Genomic DNA, 24,277 nt, shown 5'->3' on the forward strand with positions numbered 1-24,277 from the left:
TTTTTTGTAGTTAATGTAGCGCTGCACTATCTTGATTAGGCAAACATACACCTAATCATCAACACTATGCTACAAAAAATTGGCTTGAGCATCGTACTTACTGCCAGCATTGTTAGCGCTGCAGAAGCTCAAACAAAATTAGTAGAGAAAGTAACCAAAAAAGGCGACGAACTGGTTATTCCCTACGAAAAGTATAAACTGGCCAATGGCCTTACCCTGATCGTGCACGAAGACCACTCCGACCCTGTGGTGCACGTGGATGTAACGTACCACGTAGGTTCTGCCCGCGAAGAAGTAGGCAAATCTGGCTTCGCTCACTTTTTTGAGCACATGATGTTCCAGGGCTCTGATAACGTAGCCGACGAAGAACACTTTAAAGTTGTATCGGATGCCGGTGGCACCCTGAACGGAACTACTAACCGTGACCGCACCAACTACTTCGAAACTGTACCTAGCAACCAACTGGAAACAGCGCTTTGGTTAGAAGCTGACCGCATGGGCTTTTTGCTGGATGCCGTTACGCAGAAGAAATTTGAAGTACAGCGCGAAACCGTAAAGAACGAGCGTGGCCAGAACTACGACAACCGCCCTTATGGTCTGGTATACGAACTGACCTCTAAAAACCTTTACCCATACGGCCACCCTTATTCCTGGACAACTATAGGTTACCTGGAAGACCTGAACCGTGTGAACGTAAACGACCTGAAAAACTTCTTCCTGCGCTGGTATGGCCCTAACAATGCTACCATAACTGTTGGTGGTGCTGTGAAGCCTGCTGAGGTTGTAAAACTGGTAGAGAAATATTTCGGCTCTATACCTGCTGGCCCTGCCGTAGAGGATATGAAGCCAATGATGGCACAGCTGGAAAAAGACCGGTATGTATCTTATGAAGACAACGTGCGTTTCCCGATGCTGCGCATGACCTTCCCTACTCCGGAAGCAGGCCACAAAGACGAAGCTGCACTGGATGTGCTGGCTGAGATAATTGGTCAGGGCAAAAACTCTATCTTCTATAAGAACATTGTAAAAGATCAGAAAGCGCTTTCTGCTTCTGCTTCTAACTCTACTTCTGAGCTTGCCGGTGAGTTTGGTATCAGCTTAATGGCTTTCCCGAATAACAACCTGGCTTCTGCTGAAGACATGTTACGCAAGTCTGTTGCTGAGTTCGAAACACGCGGCGTAACTGACGAAGACCTGCAGCGCTTCAAGGCATCAGCAGAATCTAACCTGATAAACCGCCTGGCAAGTGTAAGTGGTAAAGTATCGCAACTGGCATCTTATGAGACTTTCCGTAACAACCCGAACGAAATCCAGGAAGAGCTCCGTCGCATACAGGGCGTTACAAAAGCAGATGTTGTACGGGTTTACAATGAGTACATTAAAGGCAAGCCAAGCGTTATACTTAGCGTAGTTCCTAAAGGCAAAAAAGACCTTGTAGCCAAAGCTGATAACTATACTGTAGACACCAAGAAATCGGTAGCACAGCCGCAGGAGTACGGTAACCTGAAGTATACCAAAGCGGTGGATACCTTTGACCGTAGCAAGCGCCCGGTAGCAGGCCAGGCAACTGCCGTTACAGTACCAAACTACTATACTGCCAAGCTGAAGAATGGCCTGGAAATTATTGGTACCAAATCTGATGAGATCCCAACTGTAACCTTGCAGTTAACAATAGCTGGTGGTCACAGATTATCTGCAGCTAACCCTGGTAAAGCAGGTATTGCATCGCTTACAGCGTCTATGCTGAACGAGGACACCGAAAACTATACTTCAGAAGCTTTCAGCAGCGAGCTGGATAAACTGGGTAGCTCTATCCGTATAGGTTCAGGTTCTGAAGACACTTACGTTGTTGTTCAGTCTCTGAAGAAAAACCTGGATAAAACGCTTTCCCTGTTAGAAGAACGTATGTTCCGTCCAAAGTTTGCGCAGGATGATTTCGACCGTCTGAAGAAGCAGCAACTGGAAGGAATAGCAAACCAATCTACGCAGCCAACAGCTATTGCTAACAATGTATACTACAAACTGCTTTATGGCCAAGGCCACATCGAGGCTATCCCTACATCTGGTACTGCTGAAACAGTAAGCAGCATCACGCTGGATGATGTGAAGCAGTTCTATAAAGCAAGCTTCTCTCCTTCTGTTTCAAACCTGGTAATAGTTGGTGATATTGCCGAGAAAGATATACTTGGCAAACTTGACTTCCTGAAGAAATGGGAGAAGAAAAAGGTAGCTATACCTGCGGATGTGAAAGCGCCTGCTATTGCGAAGACAAAACTATACTTTGTAGATAAGCCAGATGCAGCACAGTCTGAGATCCGTATCGGTTACGTGGCTATGCCTTACGATGCAACCGGCGAATACTATAAAACTGGTCTGATGAACTTCGCACTTGGTGGTGCCTTTAACAGCCGCATCAACCTTAACCTGCGCGAAGACAAAGGTTATACTTATGGTGCTCGTTCTAATTACGCAGGCAGCAAATATGCAGGTCCGTTCACGGCTATGGCAGGTGTACGTGCCGATGCTACAGCTGCTTCAGTTGTGGAGTTCATGAAAGAGATCACTGAGTTCAAAAACAAAGGTATCACAGAGGCAGAATTACAGTTCATGAAGAACTCTATTGGTCAGTCAGATGCCCGCAAGTATGAAACTCCTGGTCAGAAAGCCGGTTTCCTGGGCCGTATCTTAGAATATGACCTGAAAAAGGATTACGTAAACAAGCAGACCTCTATCCTGAACAACATCACGAAGAAAGAGCTGGATGCGCTGGCGGCTAAAAACCTGCCGGTTGATAACATGCACATTGTGGTAGTTGGTGACAAAAAGAAAGTAATGGCAGACCTGCAGAAACTGAACTATGAAATAGTTGAGCTGGATGCAAACGGTAACCAGATAGCAACTTCTTCCACCAAATAAGGTTAAAATTTATTATTCAGCTGAAAAGCCCTTGAAAGATTTCAAGGGCTTTTTTTATTGTACTAATATTCAGCAGTTTTTATATGTAAAAGCACCTATAAATGGCAACCACATACAACAATATCTCCGTAGTTGCAGTTTAGGAAATTAGCAGATGCAAAAATACTCTAAACTATAAAGTATAATTTGCACCCATTCAACTTAAAATACATACATGAAAAAATCGCTTTACACGCCGGTTTGGCTTTTGGCCCTGGCAAGTATTCTTACATTTAGCAGCTGCGAAAGCAACGATGGCGTTATCTTCTCTACTCAGGATGATCTTAAACTAGGCGCGCAGGTTTCGGCGCAGGTAGACTCTACCTACCGTGCAAAAGGCCAGTTGCTCGAGCGCAACAGCACCAATGCCAATACACAAAAAGCTTATGCCAGCCTGGATCGTATCGTAAACCGTGTGCTTAATTCAGGCCAGGTAAAGTATAAAGAGGAATTTCCGTGGACGATTAAGATCATTAACGATCCGAATACGCTTAATGCCTTTGCCACACCTGGCGGTTATATTTATGTATACACAGGGCTTATTAAGTTTTTAAATGACGAAGACCATTTTGCAGGTGTGCTGGCGCACGAAATTGCACACGCCGACAAGCGCCACAGCGTAAAGCAACTGCAACGCCAGTACGGTATTTCTATACTTTTATCGGTAGCGCTGGGCAATAATGCCGGTACCTTGCAGGAAATTGCAGGCCAATTGGCAGGTACACTGGCTGGTCTTAAGTTTAGCCGCGATGCCGAAACCGAAGCCGATAACACCTCTGTAGTTTACCTGGGAGGCACAAATTATTACGCATGCGACGGAGCAGCCGGTTTCTTCGTGAAAATGACGCAACAGGAACAGGCAGGCAACCCACCAGAATTTCTGAGCACGCACCCTAACCCGGATAACCGTATAGAGAATATAGAGCAGCAGGCCGAGCAGAAAGGTTGCAAAACCACTACCGCTCCTGACACCGATTTTGCCGAACTCAAGAGAAGTCTGAACCTATAAACCTTAAAAATGCCTGCCCTGTAAAGCAGGCATTTATTTTTTAATACTATGAAAAACCTGAAACAAAACGCAGGAAAGGCAATACTTAAAGCCGAAGAAAAATTAGACCAGTTAACTTTTAACCTGAAGCAAAAGCTAAACCTCAACGGACCATTGCAGATTGTACCTTACCGCAGCTATGGCACCGTGAACAGGCTATATGTAAAAGGCCGTGTACTTATAAACAAGGGCATTACACAATCTGAAGAACAGGATACCCTCTGGGAAAACCTGCTGAACATGTACCGCAGGTTTGAAAGCGATGAGATTCCGAATGCACGTATACAGTTTTCGTTACTCGATCAGCAGCACGAAATAACGACAGACGAAGAAGGCTATTTTGTACTGAACATTGAGCCTAAAACACCCCTCCAGTTACAGGACATCTGGCACCCGATAGACCTGAAACTTGTGGATGCCCCCATTCCGATAGAACAGGAAGTTACAGCCACAGCTCATGTATTGGTACCGCCACCTGATGCTGAGTATGGCATTATCTCCGACATTGACGACACCATCATGCGTACCGGGGCCACGAGTTTGCTGGAATCCGGTAAAAACATTTTACTCAACAATGCACATACCCGCATACCTTTTCATGGGGTATCTCAGTTTTACAAATCCCTGCAATTGGGCCGGAACGGCAAGCGCAACAACCCTTTCTTTTATGTGAGCAGCAGCCCCTGGAACAACTACGATTTGCTTTACCAATTTCTGGAGCTGAACGAGATACCACAGGGCCCTTTGTTGCTTCGCGATTTTGGTTTTGATGAAAACAAACTTGGCCACTCCGACCACATGAGCCACAAGTATAAAGAGATCGAGAACATACTTATTACTTACCCTGAGCTTGATTTTATACTTGTAGGCGACAGCGGGCAGCAGGATGCCGCCATTTATAGCGAGGTAATTAAAAACCACCCAGGCCGTATAATGGCAGTTTATATCCGGGATGTAGCCATAGAGAAACATACCCGCAAAGTAATTGGCATTGTGGATGAGTTGAAAAAAGGTGGTGGAGAAGTAGAAATGCTGCTGGTAAAAGAAACGGGCGAAGCTGCCAAGCATGCTGCCAGCAAAGGATTCATTTTTGTAGAAGAAGTGAAAGAAGTGAAGCAGGAAGTGGAAGTAGATGAAGCCGGCGATGAGTAAGACTTAATGTAAACAATATGAAAAGGGCTGAAGTATAACTTATACTTCAGCCCTTTTTCTTAATGGCAAACCTAATTTCACCTAATGCTTTACGGCGTAAGTATAGCTGACATTATTTTGTTAGTATACATCAAACCAAAAGTAGCAGAACTAATGATTTCATTATTATCCTATCCGGTTGATATAAAATTACTGACCCAGAAGTTCAGGGAAAAGCGTTTCCAGCATTTTAGGTCATTACTTAATTCTATTGGCAATGGGAAAAAATTGAAGATCCTGGATATTGGCGGCACTCAGAAATACTGGGAGAACATGCGCTTCGGGATGAACGATGAAGCAGAAATAACTTTGCTTAATCTCAAAACCTTTCCTACCAGTTATCCTAATTTTAAAAGTATAGCTGGCAACGCATGCGACCTGAGCTATTTTGAAAATAAGTGCTTTGATGTAGTATTTTCCAATTCTGTGATCGAACATCTTTTTACAAAACAGGCCCAGCAACAAATGGCCAGCGAAGTACAACGGGTCGGAAAAAATTATTATATTCAAACACCAAATTTATACTTCCCGGTAGAACCACACTGGATTTTTCCTCTTTTCCAGTTTTTACCATTTGATTTAAAAGTTGCTCTGACCCTGAATTTTGATCTAGGGCATTACAAAAAAGCAGCAAATAAAGAGGCGGCCATACAGCGGGTTAAAGAAGTCAGGCTGCTTTCAGAAAAAGAAATGAAAAGTCTTTTTGCTGATGGCGAAATATACCGGGAACGCATCGGTGGATTAACAAAGTCGATCACCCTTTATAAATTTTCAAAAACTTAAAATACTTCTGGTGGATAAAGTAACTGTTCAGGGCATTATTGAGGATTATATATATGCCTACAACATCTTCAATGTTGAGGATATGCTGGCAAATATGGCTCCTGATATTGAGTTTGAAAGTATAACCAATGGCGAAGTTACCCTCGAAATTAAGGGTATTGAGAATTTCAGATCGCAGGCAGAAGCTGCTACCAATTACTTTACCAAGCGGAAGCAAACAATAACCTCCCTAAGTATAAGAGGAAATACTGCAGAAGCAGTGATCGATTACGAAGCCAAACTTGCCATTGATCTGCCAAACGGGCTTAAAGCCGGCGATAAACTGGAGTTAAAGGGCAAATCAGTTTTTACTTTTGAAGATGGCAAAATCATGCGCCTTCAGGACTATAGTTAGAGACTGATCAAATTATACTTCACACGCCGGGTTATACTTTAGCTCGAATGGTCGGCAATGATCTTCCAGCCATCCGGAAAGCGTTTGAAAATAACAGAGAAATGCCCTTGCAGATCGCCTTTTGCTGCATCACGTTTCAGATGCCATTTTCCTACCACCAGTATAGTTTCCGGCGATAGGTGGCGCATCTCCTTCAGGTCGAAGTTTAGTTTGCCCATGGCCGTTACATCAGGGTAGTTGCGCTTATAGTTATCAAGGGTTTTCTGCCAGCCATAGGTAAGGCCGCTCTTGCCCACAAACAACAACGAATCAGATTTCCAGTAACCCTTCATGTAGCATTCCAGGTCGCCTTTGCTCCAGCAGTCTGCCTGCTCGCTCAGAACCTGTTTTACTGAAGCTTCGGCGCTTAATGCAGTTGTTTGCACAGGCTTTGTGCTCTGGCAGGAAGTGGCCATTATACTTGCAACTACCATAAATATAAGCAGGTTACTTTTCATCTTCATAAGCAGGAAGTATAGATTTGATATAATTTATGCCACCCAGCCTGCCCATGGCTCGCGAAATACGGCTGCGGCGACGCAGTACATACCCGGATGGATTATTGGCTTTATACTTGATCGGGTTTGGCAAAACGGCCGCAAGCAAAGCAGCCTGTTTCCGGCCTGCGTTTTTAGCCGAACTATGGAAATATTTCCGACTGGCAGCCTCTACGCCAAATACCCCATCCCCCATCTCAGCAATGTTCAGGTATACTTCCAGAATCCGCTGCTTGCCCCATATTATTTCTATCAGGGCTGTAAAATAAGCTTCCACGGCTTTGCGCAGATAACTGCGGCCATGCCAGAGAAATACATTTTTGGCAACCTGCTGGCTGATGGTGCTACCGCCACGAATCTTTTTACTATCCTGGTTGCGCTGAAAAGCATCCCAGATAGCTTCAAAGTCAAAACCGTTGTGCTGTAAAAAAAGCTGGTCTTCGGAAGTAACCACAGCCAGTGGCAACTGCTCCGACATTTCCTCCAGGGGAACATACTGGTAGCGAATTTCAGGGTTTTCTTTGCCTGCTGTACCAGCTTCAGCACGGCGCAGCAGCATGTGCAGCGTAACCGGCGGAGCTACCCATTTATACAACGTTACCCAGGCAATGCTCAGCAGGAAAAGGCTCAGTACAAGCTTTATAAAGAGTAACTTTATCTGCCTCAGCCCCAAACGCTTCTTTTTCATGTATGCTTAAAAATTAGAAGCCGCAAAGGTACAGGTTTTGCACTATATTTCCAGCTGCCCGCTTACACGCTTCAGCCAATAAACAAAGCCAACACAACACAGATCGGGTGCGTATGCCAAAACTGGTATTTGCAGGTATAAGCTTCTGTGGTAGAAACTTTGCCGGCTTCTTTGTTATACTTTAAATGTATAAAGCCATGGCTACATACCTTCCTCTTTTCCCATTAAACGTGGTGGTCTTTCCGGGCGAAAAGCTGAACCTGCACATTTTCGAGCCTCGGTATAAACAGTTGGTACGTGATTGCCTGGCCGATAACATTACTTTTGGTATACCTACCTATATCAAAAACAGCGTTGGCGTATACGGCACAGAAATTAAGCTGCTGCGCGTAGAAAAGAAGTATGACAGTGGTGAGCTCGATATCCGTACGGAAGGTGTGGGTGTGTTTAAAATCCTCAGTTTTGATAAGCAGGCTCCAGGCAAACTATACGCCGGCGGACAGGTAGAAATTATTGAGGATACCTCGGAAGAAGACATTATTACTAAAATAAAGATCAGGGAAAATATTTTTCAGCTATACCAGGCCCTGGGCTTAAAAAAGCTGTATACGGAGCTTCCTGAGAATTTTACTTCATTTGATATCGGCCATAACCTGGGGTTAAGCACCGAGCAGGAATATACGCTGCTACAATGCGAAAGCGAAAGGCTAAGGCAGGAAATGATTTTAGACCACCTGACCCGTATAGTGCCAATAGTGCTTGAAACCGAACGGTTGAAGGAACGCGTAAAGCAAAACGGGCACTTTAAACATCTTATTCCCCCTAAATTCTGATTATTAGAATTTAACAAGTATAAACTTACTAAATGCTGCTATACTTTATCATCGTCATCGCTGTGCTAGGCACTGTTTACCTGCTCTTCAGTTACTTGCAGGAGCTAAAGTATAGGCGTAAACCATACTATAAACTCAGCGACGTAGGCTGGCGGACATGCCACCCTGGAGCCGATAGCACCAAAGTACACTCCATAGCTTTTGTAGGCGACCCAGGAGCCGTTGCAACAGACGGAACAGACCCGGTACTGAACTTACTGCAGCAATGGCAAAAGGAAAACGATAAAGAAGGTACCATCATATTTCTGGGCGATAACATTTACCCTGTGGGTTTGCCTGCCGAAGGCCACCGCCATTATACCCTGGCAAAAGAGCGCCTTGACCAACTACTGATTACAATTAAGAATTATGCAGGAAAAGGAATTTTTCTGAGTGGCAACCACGACTGGAACAAAGGCCGCGCCGGAGGTTATGCCCAAATGCTCCGCCAGGAACAATATGTAGTGAATGCCCTGCAGGATGAAGAAAGTTACCTGCCCCGTAACGGTTGTCCCGGGCCAACGACACTACAACTGGCCGACGGATTACTTTTACTGGTAATAAACACGCAGTGGTGGGTACAGCGAGCTGAAAAACCTATTGGCCAAAAAGATGGCTGCCCTTACAATGACATTGAAGATTTTTTTGTGGAGCTTAACAGCATTTTAAGGCAAAACAAGCACCAGCGCATACTTGTAGCAGCTCACCACCCGCTGTATAGCAATGCTCAGCATGGAGGCAAATTCACACTGCGCCAACACATATTTCCGTTAACGGCTGCCCATAAACGATTTTTAATACCGTTACCTATTTTTGGCTCTTTGTATCCGTTTTACCGCAAAATGTTCGGTGCTTATGAAGATATGTCGCACCGTAAGTATAAGCGCATGCGCAAGCGGTTATTGCGTATTTTCCACCGTTACAGCAACATTATTTACCTGGCCGGCCACGACCACAACCTGCAGCATTTTGAGGTCAGGCAAAACCACTACATCGTAAGCGGTGCCGGCAGCAAAACATCGTTTGTAAAAAAAGGCGGCAAGGCAACGTTTACCTTAGAACAACTCGGTTTTTTTGTGCTGGATTATTACGACGATGGAAAAGTATGGATGGAAGTACGGGTAGCTAAAACCAACACAGATGCAAGCACAGAAACAAGCCCTGTCGTTTTCCGGAAAGAGCTAAAAAGTATACTTCAACCAGAACCAACAAAAGTATAGTTTATACTTCTTCTTCCGGCACGGGCAAAATCACCTTCAGGCTTTTGGGGTGCATAGTAACTTTAATCTCCTTGCCCAGGTCCACAAACTCGCCATCAATGTGTAGCACTTCGCCATCAATATTATAAATGGTAGCTGTTTTACAACTTAAGCGCCGGGTATACACTGAGCTATCTATGGTATCATTGTAAAGCCTGTAAAGTATGCCAACTCCTGCCGCCTTCGGAAATGGCTCTATCAGACAAATCTCGAAACGGCCATCGTTCAGTATACCGCCTGGATTTATGCTGGCATTGCTGCCAAAGGCATTGGCGTTAGCAATGGTAACCATAAAAGCCTGTCCTTCAAAAGTCTCGGTATCAGTATCAATGCGGTAAAACTTGGGCTCATAGTTCAGGTATTCCTGCAAGGCAATCCAGGCATAAGCACCAGGCCCGCGCCTGTCGCCTTCGCCAAATTTTTTCACAACAAGCGCATTAAAGCCCAGATCACTGAGGTGTATGGATGGGTGCCCGTTCAGGTCGATGGTATCTATGTTGCGAATTACGTGGCGGCGGATAAGCTCAAGGGCATCTTCAGTATCCTGTGGTATATTCAGGTCTTTGGACAGGCCATTACCCGAACCAAGCGGAATTATACCTAACGGAATATTAGTATCGATCAGCAAGGAAGCTACCAGGTTTACGGTGCCATCGCCTCCAACTGCATACACTGCATCGTACTTATTTTTCGCTATCAGGTCTTTCAGGTGCTCTTTGTCTTTATCGCCGGTAGTTTTGTATACTTCCAGTTCAATGCTGCTTTCCCTGCAAATGCCGGCAATATCTTCTTCAAGGTCCTCTTTATCTATGTCGCCTGCTATAGGGTTTACAACAAACAGCAGGTTATTGTGCTTATTTTCGTTTTGCATGGTTGGTTACGCAGTTTTACTCCTGCACTGATACGCAATTTTGGAAGAGTAAGTGTTCGGAAAAAGAAAAAACTAACCCTTAAAGGATTAGTTTTTCCAGGCCGGTGTAAAAAATCCGGCATTTATACTTTGTGCCTGCTTACTTATTGCCCGACGACTTTGAACCTGATCCTGTAGATTTAGATCCTGTTGTCTTAGACGATGAAGTAGAGCCGCTTGTAGAGCTACTGCTCTTAGAAGTTGTTGATTTGTTTGCATCTGTTTTGCCAGATGTAGAAGAAGATTTATTCATATCTCCTCCTTTTGAGCCTTGGTTTTTAGTTGGCATACTCTTAATAGCTTTCATGTTAGTTTTTCTGTCCAAGTCAGTTTACCCACTGCCATACAGTGTAACGAAGCATTGATAGCTAAATACTAAGATTTAAACTATACTTTCCTGTTATACATACTCAGCTATATAAAGTTGTTAGAAGATGTAAGAAATATAACTACTTAATTACTATTGAATTAGTCCTTCAGGTAAGCCATTCGGGTATTCCTTAGCTATTGCCTGTTCAATTTCTGCGATACGGTTACCCGGGTTAGGGTGTGTTTGTGCAAACTCTGGCCCTCGTGCTCCTCCGCTTGCTTCTTCCAGAATGCGCATTACCTCTATCATGGCACGTGGGTCGTAGCCCGCTTCTCCGGTCAGGCGTACCGCCAGCCTGTCTGATTCCAGTTCATCTTCCCGGCCAAAGCGCATTGTCATTAGCTTCCCTATCATGGCGGCAGCAACGGCGCCGGTACGGCTGGCTGGATTATCAGGATCATATGTAGCAATGGCCGCAGCGCCCGATAAACCTTGTGTCAGTTTGGCCTTAGCCAGCTGCTCTGCTGAGTGCCTGGCCACAACATGCCCGATCTCATGGCCCAATACACCAGCCAACTGCGCCTCCGAACTAAGTTTTTTTAGCAAGCCAGCTGTAATAAAAACCTGGCCGCCCGGCAAAGCAAAAGCATTTACCGTTTGTTCATCAGCCAGTAAGTGAAAATCGAATTTATATGGGGTTTCTGTTACACCAGTGCTGTTCACCAGTTTCTGTCCGATGGCATTAACTTCAGCAGCAGCTTCTTTGTCGGGGTGCAGGCCGCCATACTGCGATGCCATTTCGGGTGCTGCCTGCAAGCCAAGTGCAATTTCCTGCTCCACTGTCATATCAACGTATTGTGTTTCGCCGGTAAACTCATTCTCCTGCCGGTTACACCAGTATGTTACCAACGATACGGCAGCAATCAGCAGGGCAGCTATAAATTTAAGTGGTCCTCTCATTCTGTTTGTTTTAAATATGTAAACTTATGGCTATACAGCTGCAAAAAAGTGCAACTCAATAAAATTTATACTTCTGAGATAAAACAAAGTATCATTTACTGTAAGCGACACCCTGTGCAGCAGGATAGCTATTTACTGATGAGAACGTTACCCGGGCTGCTGTGGTTGTACCCGTTTTCCGGACCTTGATAAGCCCAACTTTTGATGTTTAGAAGTATAATTCAAGTGCAACTATTAGCTACTAAACTGTAGTGAAACTTAATACTTTAGAATTATACTTCTTTATCAAATTAAAGAATAGTCAATCTAATTTATATGATTATCGTAATACAGGAGAAAATACCTTTAAGGTATAGCTAACACAATAAAAATACAGAAACTATGAATATGAAACGAACATTCGGTGCCTTGCTAACCATACTTGGTATAGTGGGCATTATTTGGGGAGCATATGCTTTTATGATGGGCGGCGCAGGTATAGCAGGTGGTAAATTTTCTGCCATCATCCCTTTTGCTGTTGGCCTGATTTTCTTTTTTGCCGGTTATGGTTTAGTTAAAACAACAAAAGACCAGACCTGATAAATCAAGTATAAAAGTATAAAGCCCGCGTTCAGCAAATTTTACTGAACGCGGGCTTTTTTATTTTAAACAGGTTTTACCTGCAGGAATGTCTTATTTATTATAAGCTAACATCGCATTTTCAAGTGCAAATCCTTCTATAGCTTTCTCCGGGTTTAGGTAACTGGAAGTATAGTTCTTATCTGCTGAATGGATGTAAAGGCAGGTATTGTCTTTTATTAACTCTATTACCTGCTTTGATATTGCCACCGGCACAGCAGGGCAACCCAGGCTACGGCCCAATCGGCCATACTGCTTTACAAAAGATTCGCTCACATAATCAGCGCCATGCACTACAATAGCACGCTCCATCGCATTGGAGTTATACTTTTTATCCATTCCGCTAAGCTTAAGCGACAGGCCATGCTTACCAACATAAGTTTTATTTGTAATATAAAAACCCATGCTGCTCATATAGGAGTTAGGCTGATTAGAAAAATACATGGCTTTAGATTCGCCGGTGTTGCGGCCGTGCGCTACCAATGTATTATAAAGTACTTTTTTAGACTTCAGGTCAATGATCCACATGCGCTTTTCACGGCTGGATTTTGTGAAATCAATAACAGTAAGTATAGATTTTTTTGAGCTTACCAGATTCTTCTGCTTAAAATTCTGAAAACCGATATAAGCCTTACGGAACACATTGTAGGATAAACCTGATTTGCTCAGCTCAGAGTTCTGGTACAAATCTTCCACATGATTCTCGAAAGCGAACTGCTTGTCGGCAAAGGTTGCATAAGTTGAGGTGGTAAGTTCTTTGTTTACTATTCTGTCTTTAATATCGGAATTAAGACCTACAGCACTGTGAGCACCAGGTGTAGTAAAAGACAACAGACAAAGGGTAAAGGAAGTTAGAGCTACTCTTAACATAGATTTCGGGCTTCTGTTTTACGCGATCAGAAAAAACAACAGGAAATTTTGTGCAATTTGTTCCACTTCGTACAAAATGAAACAAAATAAGCACAACCCAACATAAGCTATTTTGTGCAATAATACAGTATAACCTCTTGAATAAGAGCTAATTCATTAGTACAGTTAAATTTATTAAGTATATACTTCAAAACCCTGCAAAAGTTATCGTAAACTTGTATGCTTAATGCACAAACCGTAAAAAGGTGCTTTAAGAAGATGCTATGTTAAGATTTTTGAAAACACTACCCTTCCTGCTTTTTATACTTTTGATCTCCTGTTCAGAGCCCGCGCGCATAGAAGGATTTGACAGTAAGGAATGGAAAAGTGACAGAGCCGGTTGTAACGGAACCCGCCAGGAAATGCAGCAGAAATTTGAAAGTATAAGAACCGGCTTGTATGGCAGACCTGAAAAAGAAATAATAGATATACTTGGCCGTGCCGACGGTGAAGCATTGATGGCCAGAGGCCAGCGTGTATTCTATTATTACCTGGAGCCGGGCACCCAGTGCCAAAAGAAAAACTTCTTATCAGAAGCTAACCGTGCCGAGGTAAGATTTAATGCCTTAAACCGTGTGAGTGAGATCACATACATCAGACCCTTATCAAAGTAAAAGCCCGGCTTTATGGGCCAGGCTTATAGTATAGCTGTGAAAAAAAATTTGGATTAATGATCGCCGTTCTCGCTTATAAAACGGGTATTTTGTCTTCCTTCCAGTTCCAGGTATAAGTTTAACTGTTCGTCTGTCAGCACATTGTTCAGCGCTTTATCGCTTTGCAGATGAATATTCCGGAATTTGCGCTGAAGTAGGGTTGGGTTTGCCGCATAAGCATTCTCAGCATCCAGAATTTGCTTATAACGCTCCTCATTCAGTTTACTAACAGCCGCCTCCTGTTCGGTAGTCAACTGCAGGGTTTGTTTCATTTCTACGGTTGCCATTTCGGCTCCAGTCATGTTAACAGCTAATACTTGTTTATCCAGCGGGTCGTCTGCTATTTTTGCCCGCTGAGCATTTGCACCTGTAGCTGCACCAATACATATAAACGCTAATAGTATAATCTTTTTCATAAGGATAAAAGCAACTCCTGAGGCTGCTGGCTAGTGTATTCTCTGTTATAGAGAACGTATAATCGAGGCCGAGGTTTGGGTCTTACAAAAAATAATTTTATACTTTTCCTATAATCCCAAAAAGCGACTGCATTAAATGCTTTTAAATAAATAAGGATTATATTATATATAAAAACAGATATATTACAAAACATCTATTTTAAATTGAGAACAATCAAGTATTTCAATTCAAAAACTCAAGCCTTGCTTATACTTAGAAAGCCAATTAATCTATAAAAGTGCAATAGTTGATTAAACCTATAAACAGTAAGTCCGGCTTCAGATATTTCTGAAGCCGGACTTACTGAAAGTATAAATTATACAAGTATAGTAATTTAATCAAGGGCTGCCAGGCACTTTATGATCGTCGCGCTTAAAATACTGCATGGCTATAAACGATATCATAAAACCGGATATCACACCTTCCAGCATCAGCACAATAAAAATTACAAGCCCGGGGGTTACCTGCATTCTATCACCGAATAAGCTTTGGGCTGTCAGCATTTCAAGTAGTTTGCCATCAAAAGCCTTTATATACAGCAACATAAAGCTGGCAAAAATAACTGTGGCTATAACGGCTGTAATAAATCCAGTGCCTAATCCGGTAAAGTAACCTATCATGCCATTTACCCTGATCTTGTAGGCCCTGATTGCCAAAACAATACCTACAGCCATAATAAGCCCGTTCAGAAAACGCAACTCAATAATATGCACCAGCCCAAATAACCGCATCAGCAGAAAATAAGCAATAAGTGCGGCGGCAGTAAACAGACCATACTTCAGGCCTACTTTTTCCATAGTTCAATTACTTTTATCCGGGTTATAGTTTAGATACGTTTGGCCATGGTATGATCTGGGCGCTTAAACCACTGCATGGCCACAAATGCAATTATAAAGCCTGGTATAGAACCATAAATAATTGTGAGAACAAATAAAGATAGTATAGAAAGGCTGCGCGGGAAAAGTGAACTTGCCTGCAGGTTAGCCAGGTAACTGCTATCGAATATGTTCAGGTAAAGAACAAGGAACAGGGCAAGTATAGTAGATGACACCACCCCCACTGTAGCCCCGATGGCCAAACCCTGGAAATAATCTATTTCACCATTTTTAGCCCGTTTAAACGCCATAATTGCCAGGCAAATACCACCAATCAGGAAGATCGAACTCAAGAAAGAAAGTTCTACTATGTCCTGCAGCCCGAACAAACGCATGATCAGAAAATAGATAATATGCGCTATACCTACAAATATTCCATATTTAATCGATACATTCTGATAAGTTACTTTTCCAAAAGCCATATCTCTAATAATTAAGTTATATCATTAATGATTTAAAAATGAACAGATTAATTACACATTTGGTTATTTTAATCAGTACCCAGACCGGGTGCGTGCATTAAACTGTATATTACTAAAATAATATACTACAGAAACACAGATGGCGTTGTGCTTTGAGCCTTGTTTTTTCTGAACTACAAGCCAAACCTGCTCATTTAAAAGGTTTTAGTAAAAAATATTACCAACCTTACCAAGCAGTTTGTAACACGTTTAGCCAACCCGTTTTTATTTTGTAATTTTGCAACCAAGTAACCATTATATTTCACATAATCTATGATCAGTACCAGCAACGTTAGTCTGTCTTATGGCAAGCGTACCCTTTTTGAAGATGTAACCATAAAGTTTGTACCTGGCAACTGCTATGGCCTTATAGGCGCCAACGGTGCGGGTAAATCAACTTTCCTTAAAATATTATCAGGCGAGATAGATCCGAATACCGGTACTGTGGATATACCTGCCAATGCACGCCTTGCCGTACTAAAGCAGAACCATTTCGAGTTCGATGAGTCTCCTGTTTTGCAGACTGTAATTATGGGCCACAAGCGCCTGTACGACATTATGCAGGAGAAGGACGCTATTTATGCCAAGGCTGACTTTACTGATGCTGATGGCGAGCGCGCTGCAGAACTGGAAGGCGAATTTGCCGACCTGGAAGGCTGGAACGCCGAGTATGAAGCGGCCGAACTCCTAAGTGGTCTTGGCATTGGAGAGCACCTGCACTACTCCCAGATGAAAGAACTGAGTGGTAGCGAGAAAGTACGCGTTTTGCTGGCTCAGGCATTATTCGGCAACCCGGATATCCTGCTACTCGATGAGCCTACCAACCACCTGGACGCTGAGTCGATCATGTGGCTGGAGAATTTTCTCGATAATTTCCAGAACACGGTTATAGTTGTATCGCACGACCGCCACTTCCTGGATGCTGTTTGTACGCATGTAGCCGATATCGACTTTGGTAAGATTCAGATGTTTGCCGGTAACTATAGTTTCTGGTACCAATCGAGCCAGTTAGCGCTAAAGCAGCGTTCTGATGCCAACAAGAAAACAGAAGACAAGCGTAAAGAACTGGAAGAATTCATTCGTCGTTTCAGCGCCAATGCTTCTAAGTCCAAGCAGGCTACTTCACGCGCCAGGTTACTTGAGAAACTGACTGTAGAAGACATCAAACCTTCTTCCCGTAAATATCCATACATCGCATTCAAGCCTGAGCGCGAAGCAGGTAACCAGATACTGAATGTAGAGAACCTGAGCAAGTCTGTAGATGGCCAGCCTGTATTTACAGACATCAGCTTTATGGTTGATAAAGGGGACAAGATTGCAGTAATAGGCCGTAACGACCTGGCAGCATCTACTTTCTTCAAGATCCTTTTTGATGAAGAAAAGGCAGATAGCGGGGAGTTTAAATGGGGAACTACCATTACTTCTTCTTTTTTCCCGAAAGATAACCAGGAGTTCTTTGATACAGACCTGAACCTGGTAGACTGGTTACGCCAGTATTCTGTAGAAAAAGATGAAAGCTTTATCCGCGGATTCCTGGGCCGTATGCTTTTCTCAGGCGAGGAGTCTCTGAAGAAATCTAACGTATTATCGGGTGGTGAGAAAGTGCGTTGCATGTTCTCGCGCATGATGCTTCAGTCTGGCAACGTGCTGGTTTTTGATGAGCCAACCAACCACTTGGACCTAGAGTCTATCCAGGCGCTAAACAACTCGCTTCGCGATTTTGATGGCACCATTTTGTTCTCTTCACATGACTTACAGTTTGTAGATACTATCGCTAACCGTATTATTGAGTTAACGCCTGGTGGTATTATTGATAAGCGCATGAGCTATGAAGAGTACCTCTCTGATGAGAACATTAAAGAGCTTCGCAAAAAAATGTATGACAAGGCTATGGTTTAATCCATAGCCTTACAAGACCTTACTTTTATGCGACAGCACCTACGCCTGATTACAGCATCTGGCTTACTATTTATACTTTCTATAATTGCTATACCGGCATCCTTTGCACAGGTTAAACCAACCTTGCCAACCGGGCCTCCGGCTGCAGAGCCCCAGCAGCGGCCTACGCAGCCGCAACCTGTACCGCAACGCCAGGTGCAACAACCTGACTCAGTGCAGGTGCAGCAGGAGGAAGAAAAGCCGGAGTTAAAGAACAGGTTATACACGGGTGGTAGTTTCGGACTGCAGTTTGGCACCTTTACCAGTGTACAGCTATCGCCTATACTTGGCTTTAAGGCTACCGAAAAGTTATGGATGGGAATTGGCGCCGTTTACCAGTTCAGAGGCAGCAGGGAAGTGAAATTGCAAAACTATGGAGGAAAGGCATTTATGCAACTGGAAGCCATCGAGAATTTCCTGGTACATGCCGAGTACGAAATGCTGAATACAGAGAATGCTATACTTTACCAAGGAGGCCAGGTTGAGAAAATAAGGAAAACCATAGGCATGCCTATGGCAGGCCTGGGTTACAGGCAACGCATCGGGGAGCGAGCATCAAGCGATCTGTTAGTGCTTTATAACTTCAGCGATAGCCCTTACTCGCCATACTCAAATCCTGTTATCCGGGTAAACTTTAATATACCGCTTGGTAAGTGAGGTATGTATAAAATAAAAAGGGCTGCTATAGTTTATAGCAGCCCTTTTTATTTTATAAAGTAAAATTATCCCCGTATCAGGCGCAGCAGCACCATAATAACGGCAATCACAAGAAGTATGTGAATCAGGCCACCAACGGCATCAGGAAAGCCTAAAAATCCGATCAGCCAGAAAATAACTAGTATTACTGCGATTATATACAATAAATTTCCCATAGTTTTAAATATTTAGATCTTCAAAAATTAACCTGTTTGTAAGTATTAAACGATGTTATGTTGCTTTAGTTAAGCTCTCCTTATCAGGCGCAGCAGCACTGCCACAACAGCAAGCACTAATAATACATGAATAATTCCGCCTACCTGGCTCGGAAAGCCCAGGAATCCTATAAGCCAAAAAATGACCAGGACAACGGCTATGATATACAATAAATTTCCCATAGTTGTGTGTGTGTTATACTTCTAAAATTACCAACTTGTTGCTACTCTTAAGTGAGCCCGGCTGCATTTAAACTGCTTTAACCAGCGAGCAACAATGTTTGTATTTTTTTGTTTTAGCTTTTACGCATCTATATTCTAAAGGATTTATATACAGCCATTTTTTTGTATACTTTTTTTAACATCTTTGATTGAAGAATATATTAAAAAGCACAAATTTGCAGCACACAACACTGATTATCAGAACAAAACAACCTCTTAAGCCACAAGCAATTTTAGCATTTCCCATAAACACAGAATCCAAAACCTGCATATTTTTTTTGAATAAAATAAATTGGTGTTTTAACAGAAATTGAAGTCTTCTAAGAGAAAGTATATTTAACCACGCTGAAACGTTAAATATTTTTAGCTTTGTATAAATTACCTTAACCACATACTCGCTTAACCTATGAAGAAAGTTGCAGTTATTGGTTCTGGCACAATGGGAAACGGAATTGCCCATGTTTTTGCACAGAACGGTTTCAGTGTTTCACTTATTGATATCTCGGAGCAGGCGCTGAACAAAGCGCTGGCTACTATTTCTAAAAACCTGGACAGGATTATAGCCAAAGGCAACCTGACTGAAGATCAGAAAGAACATACTTTAAAAAACATTACTACTTATACTTCGCTGGAAGAAGGTGTAAAAGAAGTAGACCTGGTTGTAGAGGCTGCTACTGAAAATGTAGACCTTAAACTGAAAATTTTCCGCGACCTGGATAACTTTGCGAAGCCAGAAGCTATACTTGCCAGCAATACCTCCTCTATTTCTATTACTAAGATAGCATCGGTTACAAACCGCCCTGATAAAGTAATTGGCATGCACTTTATGAATCCGGTGCCTGTAATGAAGCTGGTAGAGATTATTCGTGGTTATTCTACTTCGGATGAAGTTACTTCTGCTATTATGGAGATGTCGCTGCAGCTAGGTAAAGTACCTACCGAGTGCAACGATTACCCTGGCTTTGTTGCCAACCGCATACTTATGCCAATGATTAACGAAGCTATTTATAGTTTATATGAAGGTGTAGCTGGCGTTGAAGAGATTGACACGATTATGAAGTTAGGTATGGCACACCCGATGGGACCGCTGCAACTAGCCGACTTTATTGGACTTGATGTTTGCCTGTCTATACTTAATGTATTGCATGATGGCTTTGGTAACCCGAAGTATGCGCCGTGCCCACTGCTGGTAAATATGGTGCAGGCTGGTCATAAAGGAGTAAAATCCGGCCAAGGCTTCTATTCCTGGGTTGCAGGCAGCAAAGAGCTTGTTGTAGCTGATCGCTTTAAGAAGAATAAATTTGCTGCTATTTAGTAATAAAAAGAACTTAAAAGAAAAAGCCCGACTGTAGTAGTTGGGCTTTTTCTTTTAAAAAAAAGTTATTGATAATTAAACTGCAACAGCGTGGTCACGCAATACATCATTCAGCGAAGTTTTCAGATCAGTGCTAGGCTTACGCTGACCGATGATTAAGGCGCAAGGCACCTGGAAATCACCGGCAGGGAATTTCTTGGTATAAGAGCCAGGTATAACAACAGAGCGTGGCGGTACATAGCCTTTGTATTCTACAGGCTCTGCTCCTGTTACATCTATAATTTTAGAGCTTCCGGTAATAGTAACACCAGCGCCAATCACAGCTTCTTTGCCAATTCTGCATCCTTCAACAAGTATACTTCTGGATCCGATAAATGCGCCATCTTCAATAATAACCGGGGCAGCCTGAACCGGCTCCAAAACACCACCTAAGCCAACACCACCACTCAAGTGCACATTCTTGCCAACTTGCGCACAGCTGCCTACTGTAGCCCACGTATCCACCATGGTTCCTTCATCTACAAAAGCCCCAATGTTCACATAAGAAGGCATCATTACAACACCTTTGGCAAGATAAGCGCCATAACGCGCCACTGCATGAGGTACAACACGCACCCCTAGCGATGCATAGTTCGTTTTCAGGCTCATCTTGTCATGGAACTCAAACGGGCCCACCTCTATTGTTTTCATCTGCTGTATCGGGAAGTATAACAGTACTGCTTTCTTCACCCATTCATTCACTTTCCAGTCGTCGCCGGTTGGTTCAGCTACACGCAGTCTGCCTTTATCCAGTTCTTCTATTACTGATCTGATTGCTTCTATGGTAGCATGCTCTTGCAGCAGTGCGCGGTTTTCCCAGGCCTGCTCTATAATTTCTTGAAGCGCCATGTATAAAATTTAGTTAGTCTGTATTAATGCGTAAAAGTATTAAATTTAGCCGATGTCTGAAAAGAGAATACTACTTGCTTCGCTTTTAAAGCCAATTAACGATACCCGCATGTATGAGAAGCTGGGTGTATCGTTAAGCAAAATGCCGCAGGTAAGTATACACATCGCCGGATTTCAGGCAATGGTTCCTGAGGGTGCGCCGGCCAATATTAGCTTCTACCCTGTTTTCGGTTTCCGGAGGATAAGCTTCGGACGTGTGCAGGCACAAACTATATTCTGGAGATTATTGCTACAGATAAAGCCACAGGTTATCATCGTTACAACCCACGAATTACTTGTAGTTAGCGCCATGTATAAAAAGCAATACGGCTGCAAACTCATCTACGACATCCAGGAAAATTACACGTTAAATCTGCGTGCCCAGCATAATTATAAATCAGGCCTTAAACACTTGCTGGCACATGGAGTTGGAAGTATAGAAAAATTAACGGCTTCAGCTATAGACCATTTTTTTGTTGCTGAGCAAAGTTACCTGCAGGAGCTTTCTTTCTTAAAAAACAAGTATAAACTACTCGAGAACAAGTATAAGCCAGCTCCAAACTATAAAGTGCCTCAAACACCGGTACGCATACTTCCTGGCCAGTCGCTTAAATTATTATACAGCGGCACGATCTCCGATATCTATGGCATTTTTGAGGCTGTGTATTTTACACAAAAACTACATGCTATAAATAATAAGGTGAGCTTAACCATTATAGGATATTGCGCGCAGCAACATACTTTAAGCCAAGTACGGCACCTGCTGCAGGATAAACCTTATATTAACTTAATCGGCGGGGAGCATCTGGTACCACATCATCAGATAATGGAAGAAATTATTTTGCACCACATTGGGCTGCTACCCTACCAACCAAACGAAAGCACTTTCCGCTGTATTCCCACTAAGTTGTACGAATACATGGCGCACGCACTGCCGATGGTTGTACAGCAAAACCCAGTTTGGCAGCAAATTCTGGAAGTACACTGTGCAGGTATAAGTATAGATTACCGTCAGGCTGATCCGGCGGCTGTACTAAATGCTTTCTATAGCCGTACGTATTATCCGGATGGAATACCGGAAAACATTAACTGGAACAAGGAAGAAGAAAAATTATTGAAGCTGATGAAAGTTCTACTTGCAGAAGTATAGCAGTAAGAATAAAATTTATTTTTAGACGAATCTAAATTCAAGAAAACAAAGTATATTTGATCATTAACATTAACAATATGCGAAATTCAAAAATAGCAGGCGTAGGCCATTACGTGCCTGAAAAAGTAGTTACCAACAAAGACCTGGAAAAATTAATGGATACCTCGGATGAGTGGATCCGGGAGCGTACAGGAATTGTGGAACGCCGCTACTTTCAGGAAGGCATAGATACTACTGCCAATATGGGGGCAAATGCAGCCCAAAAGGCCCTGAAAATGGCTAACCTCGATGCTACAGATATTGATATGATCGTATTTGCTACCCTGAGCCCTGACTATATGTTCCCTGGCTCCGGCGTACTATTGCAGCGCGAACTTGGCCTGAAAGAAATTCCTGCTCTTGATATACGTAACCAATGCTCTGGTTTTGTTTACGCGCTTTCTGTAGCTGACCAGTTCATAAAAACAGGTATGTATGACAACATACTTGTAGTTGGTTCCGAAATTCACTCTAGCGGCCTGGACTTCTCAACCAGAGGCCGTGGTGTATCTGTAATCTTTGGTGATGGCGCAGGCGCCGCTGTTCTTACTCCTTCCGAGAGCAACGATAAAGGTATACTTTCTACGCACCTGCACGCCGACGGGGAGTTCGCAGAAGAGCTTGCTGTAATTGATCCGGGCAGCATCAAAAACAACCGCCTGACCCATGAGATGATAGATGAGGGCACTATTTACCCTTACATGAACGGTAATCTGGTTTTCAAACATGCTGTTACCCGCTTCCCGGAGGTAATTCAAGAAGCACTTAATAAGAATGGGTATAAAGCAACTGATATAGATATGCTTATCCCTCACCAGGCCAACCTTAGAATCACATCTTATATTCAACAGAAGATGGGCCTTCCGGCAGAAAAGGTAATGAGCAATATCCAAAAGTATGGCAATACAACAGCTGCTTCTGTACCTATCGCACTTAGCGAAGCCGTTCAGGAAAACCGCATTAAAGAAGGCGACCTGGTTTGCTTAGCTGCATTCGGTAGTGGCTTCACCTGGGCCTCCGCCCTGATCCGTTGGTAGTTTTACTTTTTGGAAATTTGGAGATGTATAGATTTGAAAATTACTTCCAGTAATCATTATGAAAAATCACTCATCTTCAAATTTCCTCATCTTCAAATTTTCAAATTAAAAAGGTGTACAGCTTTACCGAAGAGAATTACATCAAAACCATCTATAAGCTATCAGCGGCCGGGCTTACAGAAGTTAATACCAATGCCATTGCCGATACCCTTGCTACTAAAGCTGCTTCCGTTACCGATATGCTGCGCAAGCTCAGTGCAAAAGGCATTGTGCATTATGTAAAGTATAAAGGGGTATCGTTAACTGAACAAGGAGAACGTACTGCCTTGCAGATCATCAGGAAGCACAGGCTTTGGGAGGTTTTCCTGGTTGAGAAACTAAAATTTAACTGGGATGAAGTACATGAGGTGGCTGAAGAACTGGAGCACATCAGCTCTGATTTGCTTGTAAAACGCCTCGATGAATTTCTTGGCTACCCGAAATTTGACCCGCATGGCGACCCTATTCCATCTGAATCAGGCGAAATAAACCTTAAGCAGCAAAAACTACTCTCCGAAATGGATGTTAACGACTCGGGCATTGTGGTGGGGGTTAATGATTCGCAGCCGCTCTTCCTGCAGTACCTCGATAAGATGGGGATATTTCTGGGAGCAAAAATTAAAGTACTGGATAAAATACCCTTCGATAATTCACTGGAGATCAACTTAGAAAACAAAAAACAATTAGTTATTTCTTCTGAAGTATCACGTAATATTTTTCTTTCTGCCTAAGTATGTGTTTGTTCCAAGCTGCTTAGAAAGTCAGTGTTAAAAAAGTTTTAATGCAAGTACCAAACAGTTTACAAGTAGAGTACATACTCG

At 43.0% G+C, this 24,277-nt stretch carries 27 protein-coding genes; 15 read left to right on the plus strand and 12 right to left on the minus strand.

Features of this window, described 5'->3' with window-relative positions:
• The first annotated feature begins 66 nt into the window (after positions 1-66).
• The 5 genes from LWP20_RS11325 (at position 67) to LWP20_RS11345 (ending at position 6,371) form a co-directional block, all read left to right on the plus strand.
• On the plus strand, positions 67-2,916 hold the full coding sequence (locus LWP20_RS11325) for a M16 family metallopeptidase (RefSeq protein WP_242928253.1): 2,850 nt from the start codon (positions 67-69) through the stop codon (positions 2,914-2,916).
• Positions 2,917-3,130: 214 nt separating this feature from the next.
• Positions 3,131-3,964, plus strand: a complete 834-nt coding sequence (locus LWP20_RS11330; protein WP_242928254.1) for a M48 family metalloprotease — start codon at positions 3,131-3,133, stop codon at positions 3,962-3,964.
• A 48-nt stretch (positions 3,965-4,012) separates the two neighbouring features.
• A complete protein-coding gene (locus tag LWP20_RS11335; protein ID WP_242928255.1) occupies positions 4,013-5,155 on the plus strand; it encodes an App1 family protein phosphatidate phosphatase in 1,143 nt (380 codons plus the stop codon).
• 324 nt (positions 5,156-5,479) lie between these two features.
• Positions 5,480-5,977: a class I SAM-dependent methyltransferase gene (locus LWP20_RS11340; protein ID WP_242928256.1), complete on the plus strand. Its 498-nt coding sequence runs from the start codon at positions 5,480-5,482 to the stop codon at positions 5,975-5,977.
• A 10-nt stretch (positions 5,978-5,987) separates the two neighbouring features.
• Positions 5,988-6,371 (plus strand): nuclear transport factor 2 family protein, encoded by a 384-nt coding sequence (locus tag LWP20_RS11345; protein ID WP_242928257.1) that lies wholly within the window; start codon positions 5,988-5,990, stop codon positions 6,369-6,371.
• A gap of 38 nt (positions 6,372-6,409) precedes the next feature.
• Here the strand turns inward: LWP20_RS11345 and LWP20_RS11350 are convergent, their stop codons facing one another.
• Positions 6,410-6,874, minus strand: coding sequence for a YybH family protein (locus tag LWP20_RS11350; RefSeq protein ID WP_242928258.1), 465 nt, complete (start codon positions 6,872-6,874; stop codon positions 6,410-6,412).
• Positions 6,858-7,595 (minus strand): monofunctional biosynthetic peptidoglycan transglycosylase, encoded by a 738-nt coding sequence (gene mtgA, locus LWP20_RS11355; protein WP_242928259.1) that lies wholly within the window; start codon positions 7,593-7,595, stop codon positions 6,858-6,860. The genes LWP20_RS11350 and mtgA overlap by 17 nt, the downstream gene beginning before the upstream one ends.
• A 197-nt stretch (positions 7,596-7,792) precedes the next feature.
• Between mtgA and LWP20_RS11360 the strand changes: the two genes are divergently transcribed.
• Positions 7,793-8,428 carry an LON peptidase substrate-binding domain-containing protein gene (locus tag LWP20_RS11360; RefSeq protein WP_242928260.1) on the plus strand — a complete coding sequence of 212 codons (636 nt, stop codon included), beginning with the start codon at positions 7,793-7,795 and terminating at the stop codon, positions 8,426-8,428.
• 32 nt (positions 8,429-8,460) lie between these two features.
• The gene (locus LWP20_RS11365; protein WP_242928261.1) at positions 8,461-9,687 is read left to right on the plus strand and encodes a metallophosphoesterase; all 1,227 of its coding nucleotides are present in this window, start codon (positions 8,461-8,463) and stop codon (positions 9,685-9,687) included.
• A 1-nt stretch (position 9,688) separates the two neighbouring features.
• Here LWP20_RS11365 and LWP20_RS11370 read toward each other — a convergent pair whose 3' ends face one another.
• The 3 genes from LWP20_RS11370 to LWP20_RS11380 all read right to left on the minus strand — a co-directional run bounded on the left by LWP20_RS11370 (position 9,689) and on the right by LWP20_RS11380 (position 11,906).
• Positions 9,689-10,597 carry a diacylglycerol/lipid kinase family protein gene (locus LWP20_RS11370; protein WP_242928262.1) on the minus strand — a complete coding sequence of 303 codons (909 nt, stop codon included), beginning with the start codon at positions 10,595-10,597 and terminating at the stop codon, positions 9,689-9,691.
• Positions 10,598-10,736: 139 nt separating this feature from the next.
• Positions 10,737-10,943, minus strand: coding sequence for a hypothetical protein (locus tag LWP20_RS11375; RefSeq protein ID WP_242928263.1), 207 nt, complete (start codon positions 10,941-10,943; stop codon positions 10,737-10,739).
• Between the two features lie 153 nt (positions 10,944-11,096).
• Positions 11,097-11,906: a M48 family metalloprotease gene (locus tag LWP20_RS11380; RefSeq protein ID WP_242928264.1), complete on the minus strand. Its 810-nt coding sequence runs from the start codon at positions 11,904-11,906 to the stop codon at positions 11,097-11,099.
• 387 nt (positions 11,907-12,293) lie between these two features.
• Between LWP20_RS11380 and LWP20_RS11385 the strand changes: the two genes are divergently transcribed.
• Positions 12,294-12,485, plus strand: coding sequence for a hypothetical protein (locus LWP20_RS11385; RefSeq protein WP_242928265.1), 192 nt, complete (start codon positions 12,294-12,296; stop codon positions 12,483-12,485).
• A gap of 93 nt (positions 12,486-12,578) precedes the next feature.
• Here LWP20_RS11385 and LWP20_RS11390 read toward each other — a convergent pair whose 3' ends face one another.
• Positions 12,579-13,394: a murein L,D-transpeptidase catalytic domain family protein gene (locus LWP20_RS11390; RefSeq protein ID WP_242928266.1), complete on the minus strand. Its 816-nt coding sequence runs from the start codon at positions 13,392-13,394 to the stop codon at positions 12,579-12,581.
• Positions 13,395-13,669: 275 nt separating this feature from the next.
• Here LWP20_RS11390 and LWP20_RS11395 point away from each other — a divergent pair, with 275 nt between their 5' ends.
• Positions 13,670-14,047: a hypothetical protein gene (locus tag LWP20_RS11395; RefSeq protein WP_242928267.1), complete on the plus strand. Its 378-nt coding sequence runs from the start codon at positions 13,670-13,672 to the stop codon at positions 14,045-14,047.
• A gap of 53 nt (positions 14,048-14,100) precedes the next feature.
• Here the strand turns inward: LWP20_RS11395 and LWP20_RS11400 are convergent, their stop codons facing one another.
• From LWP20_RS11400 to LWP20_RS11410, 3 genes are all read right to left on the minus strand, one after another.
• On the minus strand, positions 14,101-14,502 hold the full coding sequence (locus LWP20_RS11400) for a hypothetical protein (protein ID WP_242928268.1): 402 nt from the start codon (positions 14,500-14,502) through the stop codon (positions 14,101-14,103).
• 378 nt (positions 14,503-14,880) lie between these two features.
• A complete protein-coding gene (locus LWP20_RS11405; protein WP_242928269.1) occupies positions 14,881-15,339 on the minus strand; it encodes a DUF4199 domain-containing protein in 459 nt (152 codons plus the stop codon).
• Positions 15,340-15,368: 29 nt separating this feature from the next.
• Positions 15,369-15,839 (minus strand): DUF4199 domain-containing protein, encoded by a 471-nt coding sequence (locus LWP20_RS11410; protein WP_242928270.1) that lies wholly within the window; start codon positions 15,837-15,839, stop codon positions 15,369-15,371.
• A gap of 312 nt (positions 15,840-16,151) precedes the next feature.
• On the opposite strand from LWP20_RS11410, the gene LWP20_RS11415 reads away from it, so the two are divergent.
• On the plus strand, positions 16,152-17,777 hold the full coding sequence (locus LWP20_RS11415; RefSeq protein WP_242928271.1) for an ABC-F family ATP-binding cassette domain-containing protein: 1,626 nt from the start codon (positions 16,152-16,154) through the stop codon (positions 17,775-17,777).
• A gap of 27 nt (positions 17,778-17,804) precedes the next feature.
• Positions 17,805-18,473, plus strand: coding sequence for a hypothetical protein (locus LWP20_RS11420; RefSeq protein WP_242928272.1), 669 nt, complete (start codon positions 17,805-17,807; stop codon positions 18,471-18,473).
• Between the two features lie 65 nt (positions 18,474-18,538).
• Here the strand turns inward: LWP20_RS11420 and LWP20_RS11425 are convergent, their stop codons facing one another.
• Complete coding sequence (locus tag LWP20_RS11425) at positions 18,539-18,688, minus strand: lmo0937 family membrane protein (RefSeq protein WP_162345496.1); 150 nt, start codon at positions 18,686-18,688, stop codon at positions 18,539-18,541.
• Between the two features lie 69 nt (positions 18,689-18,757).
• Positions 18,758-18,910, minus strand: coding sequence for a lmo0937 family membrane protein (locus tag LWP20_RS11430; RefSeq protein WP_242928273.1), 153 nt, complete (start codon positions 18,908-18,910; stop codon positions 18,758-18,760).
• Between the two features lie 445 nt (positions 18,911-19,355).
• Here LWP20_RS11430 and LWP20_RS11435 point away from each other — a divergent pair, with 445 nt between their 5' ends.
• Positions 19,356-20,264, plus strand: a complete 909-nt coding sequence (locus LWP20_RS11435; protein WP_242928274.1) for a 3-hydroxybutyryl-CoA dehydrogenase — start codon at positions 19,356-19,358, stop codon at positions 20,262-20,264.
• Between the two features lie 75 nt (positions 20,265-20,339).
• Here LWP20_RS11435 and LWP20_RS11440 read toward each other — a convergent pair whose 3' ends face one another.
• Entirely contained in the window at positions 20,340-21,152 is an 813-nt protein-coding gene (locus LWP20_RS11440) for a 2,3,4,5-tetrahydropyridine-2,6-dicarboxylate N-succinyltransferase (RefSeq protein WP_242928275.1), read from the minus strand.
• 52 nt (positions 21,153-21,204) lie between these two features.
• On the opposite strand from LWP20_RS11440, the gene LWP20_RS11445 reads away from it, so the two are divergent.
• From LWP20_RS11445 to LWP20_RS11455, 3 genes are all read left to right on the plus strand, one after another.
• Entirely contained in the window at positions 21,205-22,341 is a 1,137-nt protein-coding gene (locus tag LWP20_RS11445) for a glycosyltransferase family protein (protein ID WP_242928276.1), read from the plus strand.
• 77 nt (positions 22,342-22,418) lie between these two features.
• The gene (locus tag LWP20_RS11450; RefSeq protein WP_242928277.1) at positions 22,419-23,417 is read left to right on the plus strand and encodes a 3-oxoacyl-ACP synthase III family protein; all 999 of its coding nucleotides are present in this window, start codon (positions 22,419-22,421) and stop codon (positions 23,415-23,417) included.
• Between the two features lie 113 nt (positions 23,418-23,530).
• On the plus strand, positions 23,531-24,187 hold the full coding sequence (locus LWP20_RS11455; protein WP_242928278.1) for a metal-dependent transcriptional regulator: 657 nt from the start codon (positions 23,531-23,533) through the stop codon (positions 24,185-24,187).
• The last annotated feature ends 90 nt before the right edge of the window (positions 24,188-24,277 follow it).

It is taken from the genome of Pontibacter vulgaris, assembly GCF_022758145.1.
GTDB classification, from domain to species: domain Bacteria; phylum Bacteroidota; class Bacteroidia; order Cytophagales; family Hymenobacteraceae; genus Pontibacter; species Pontibacter vulgaris.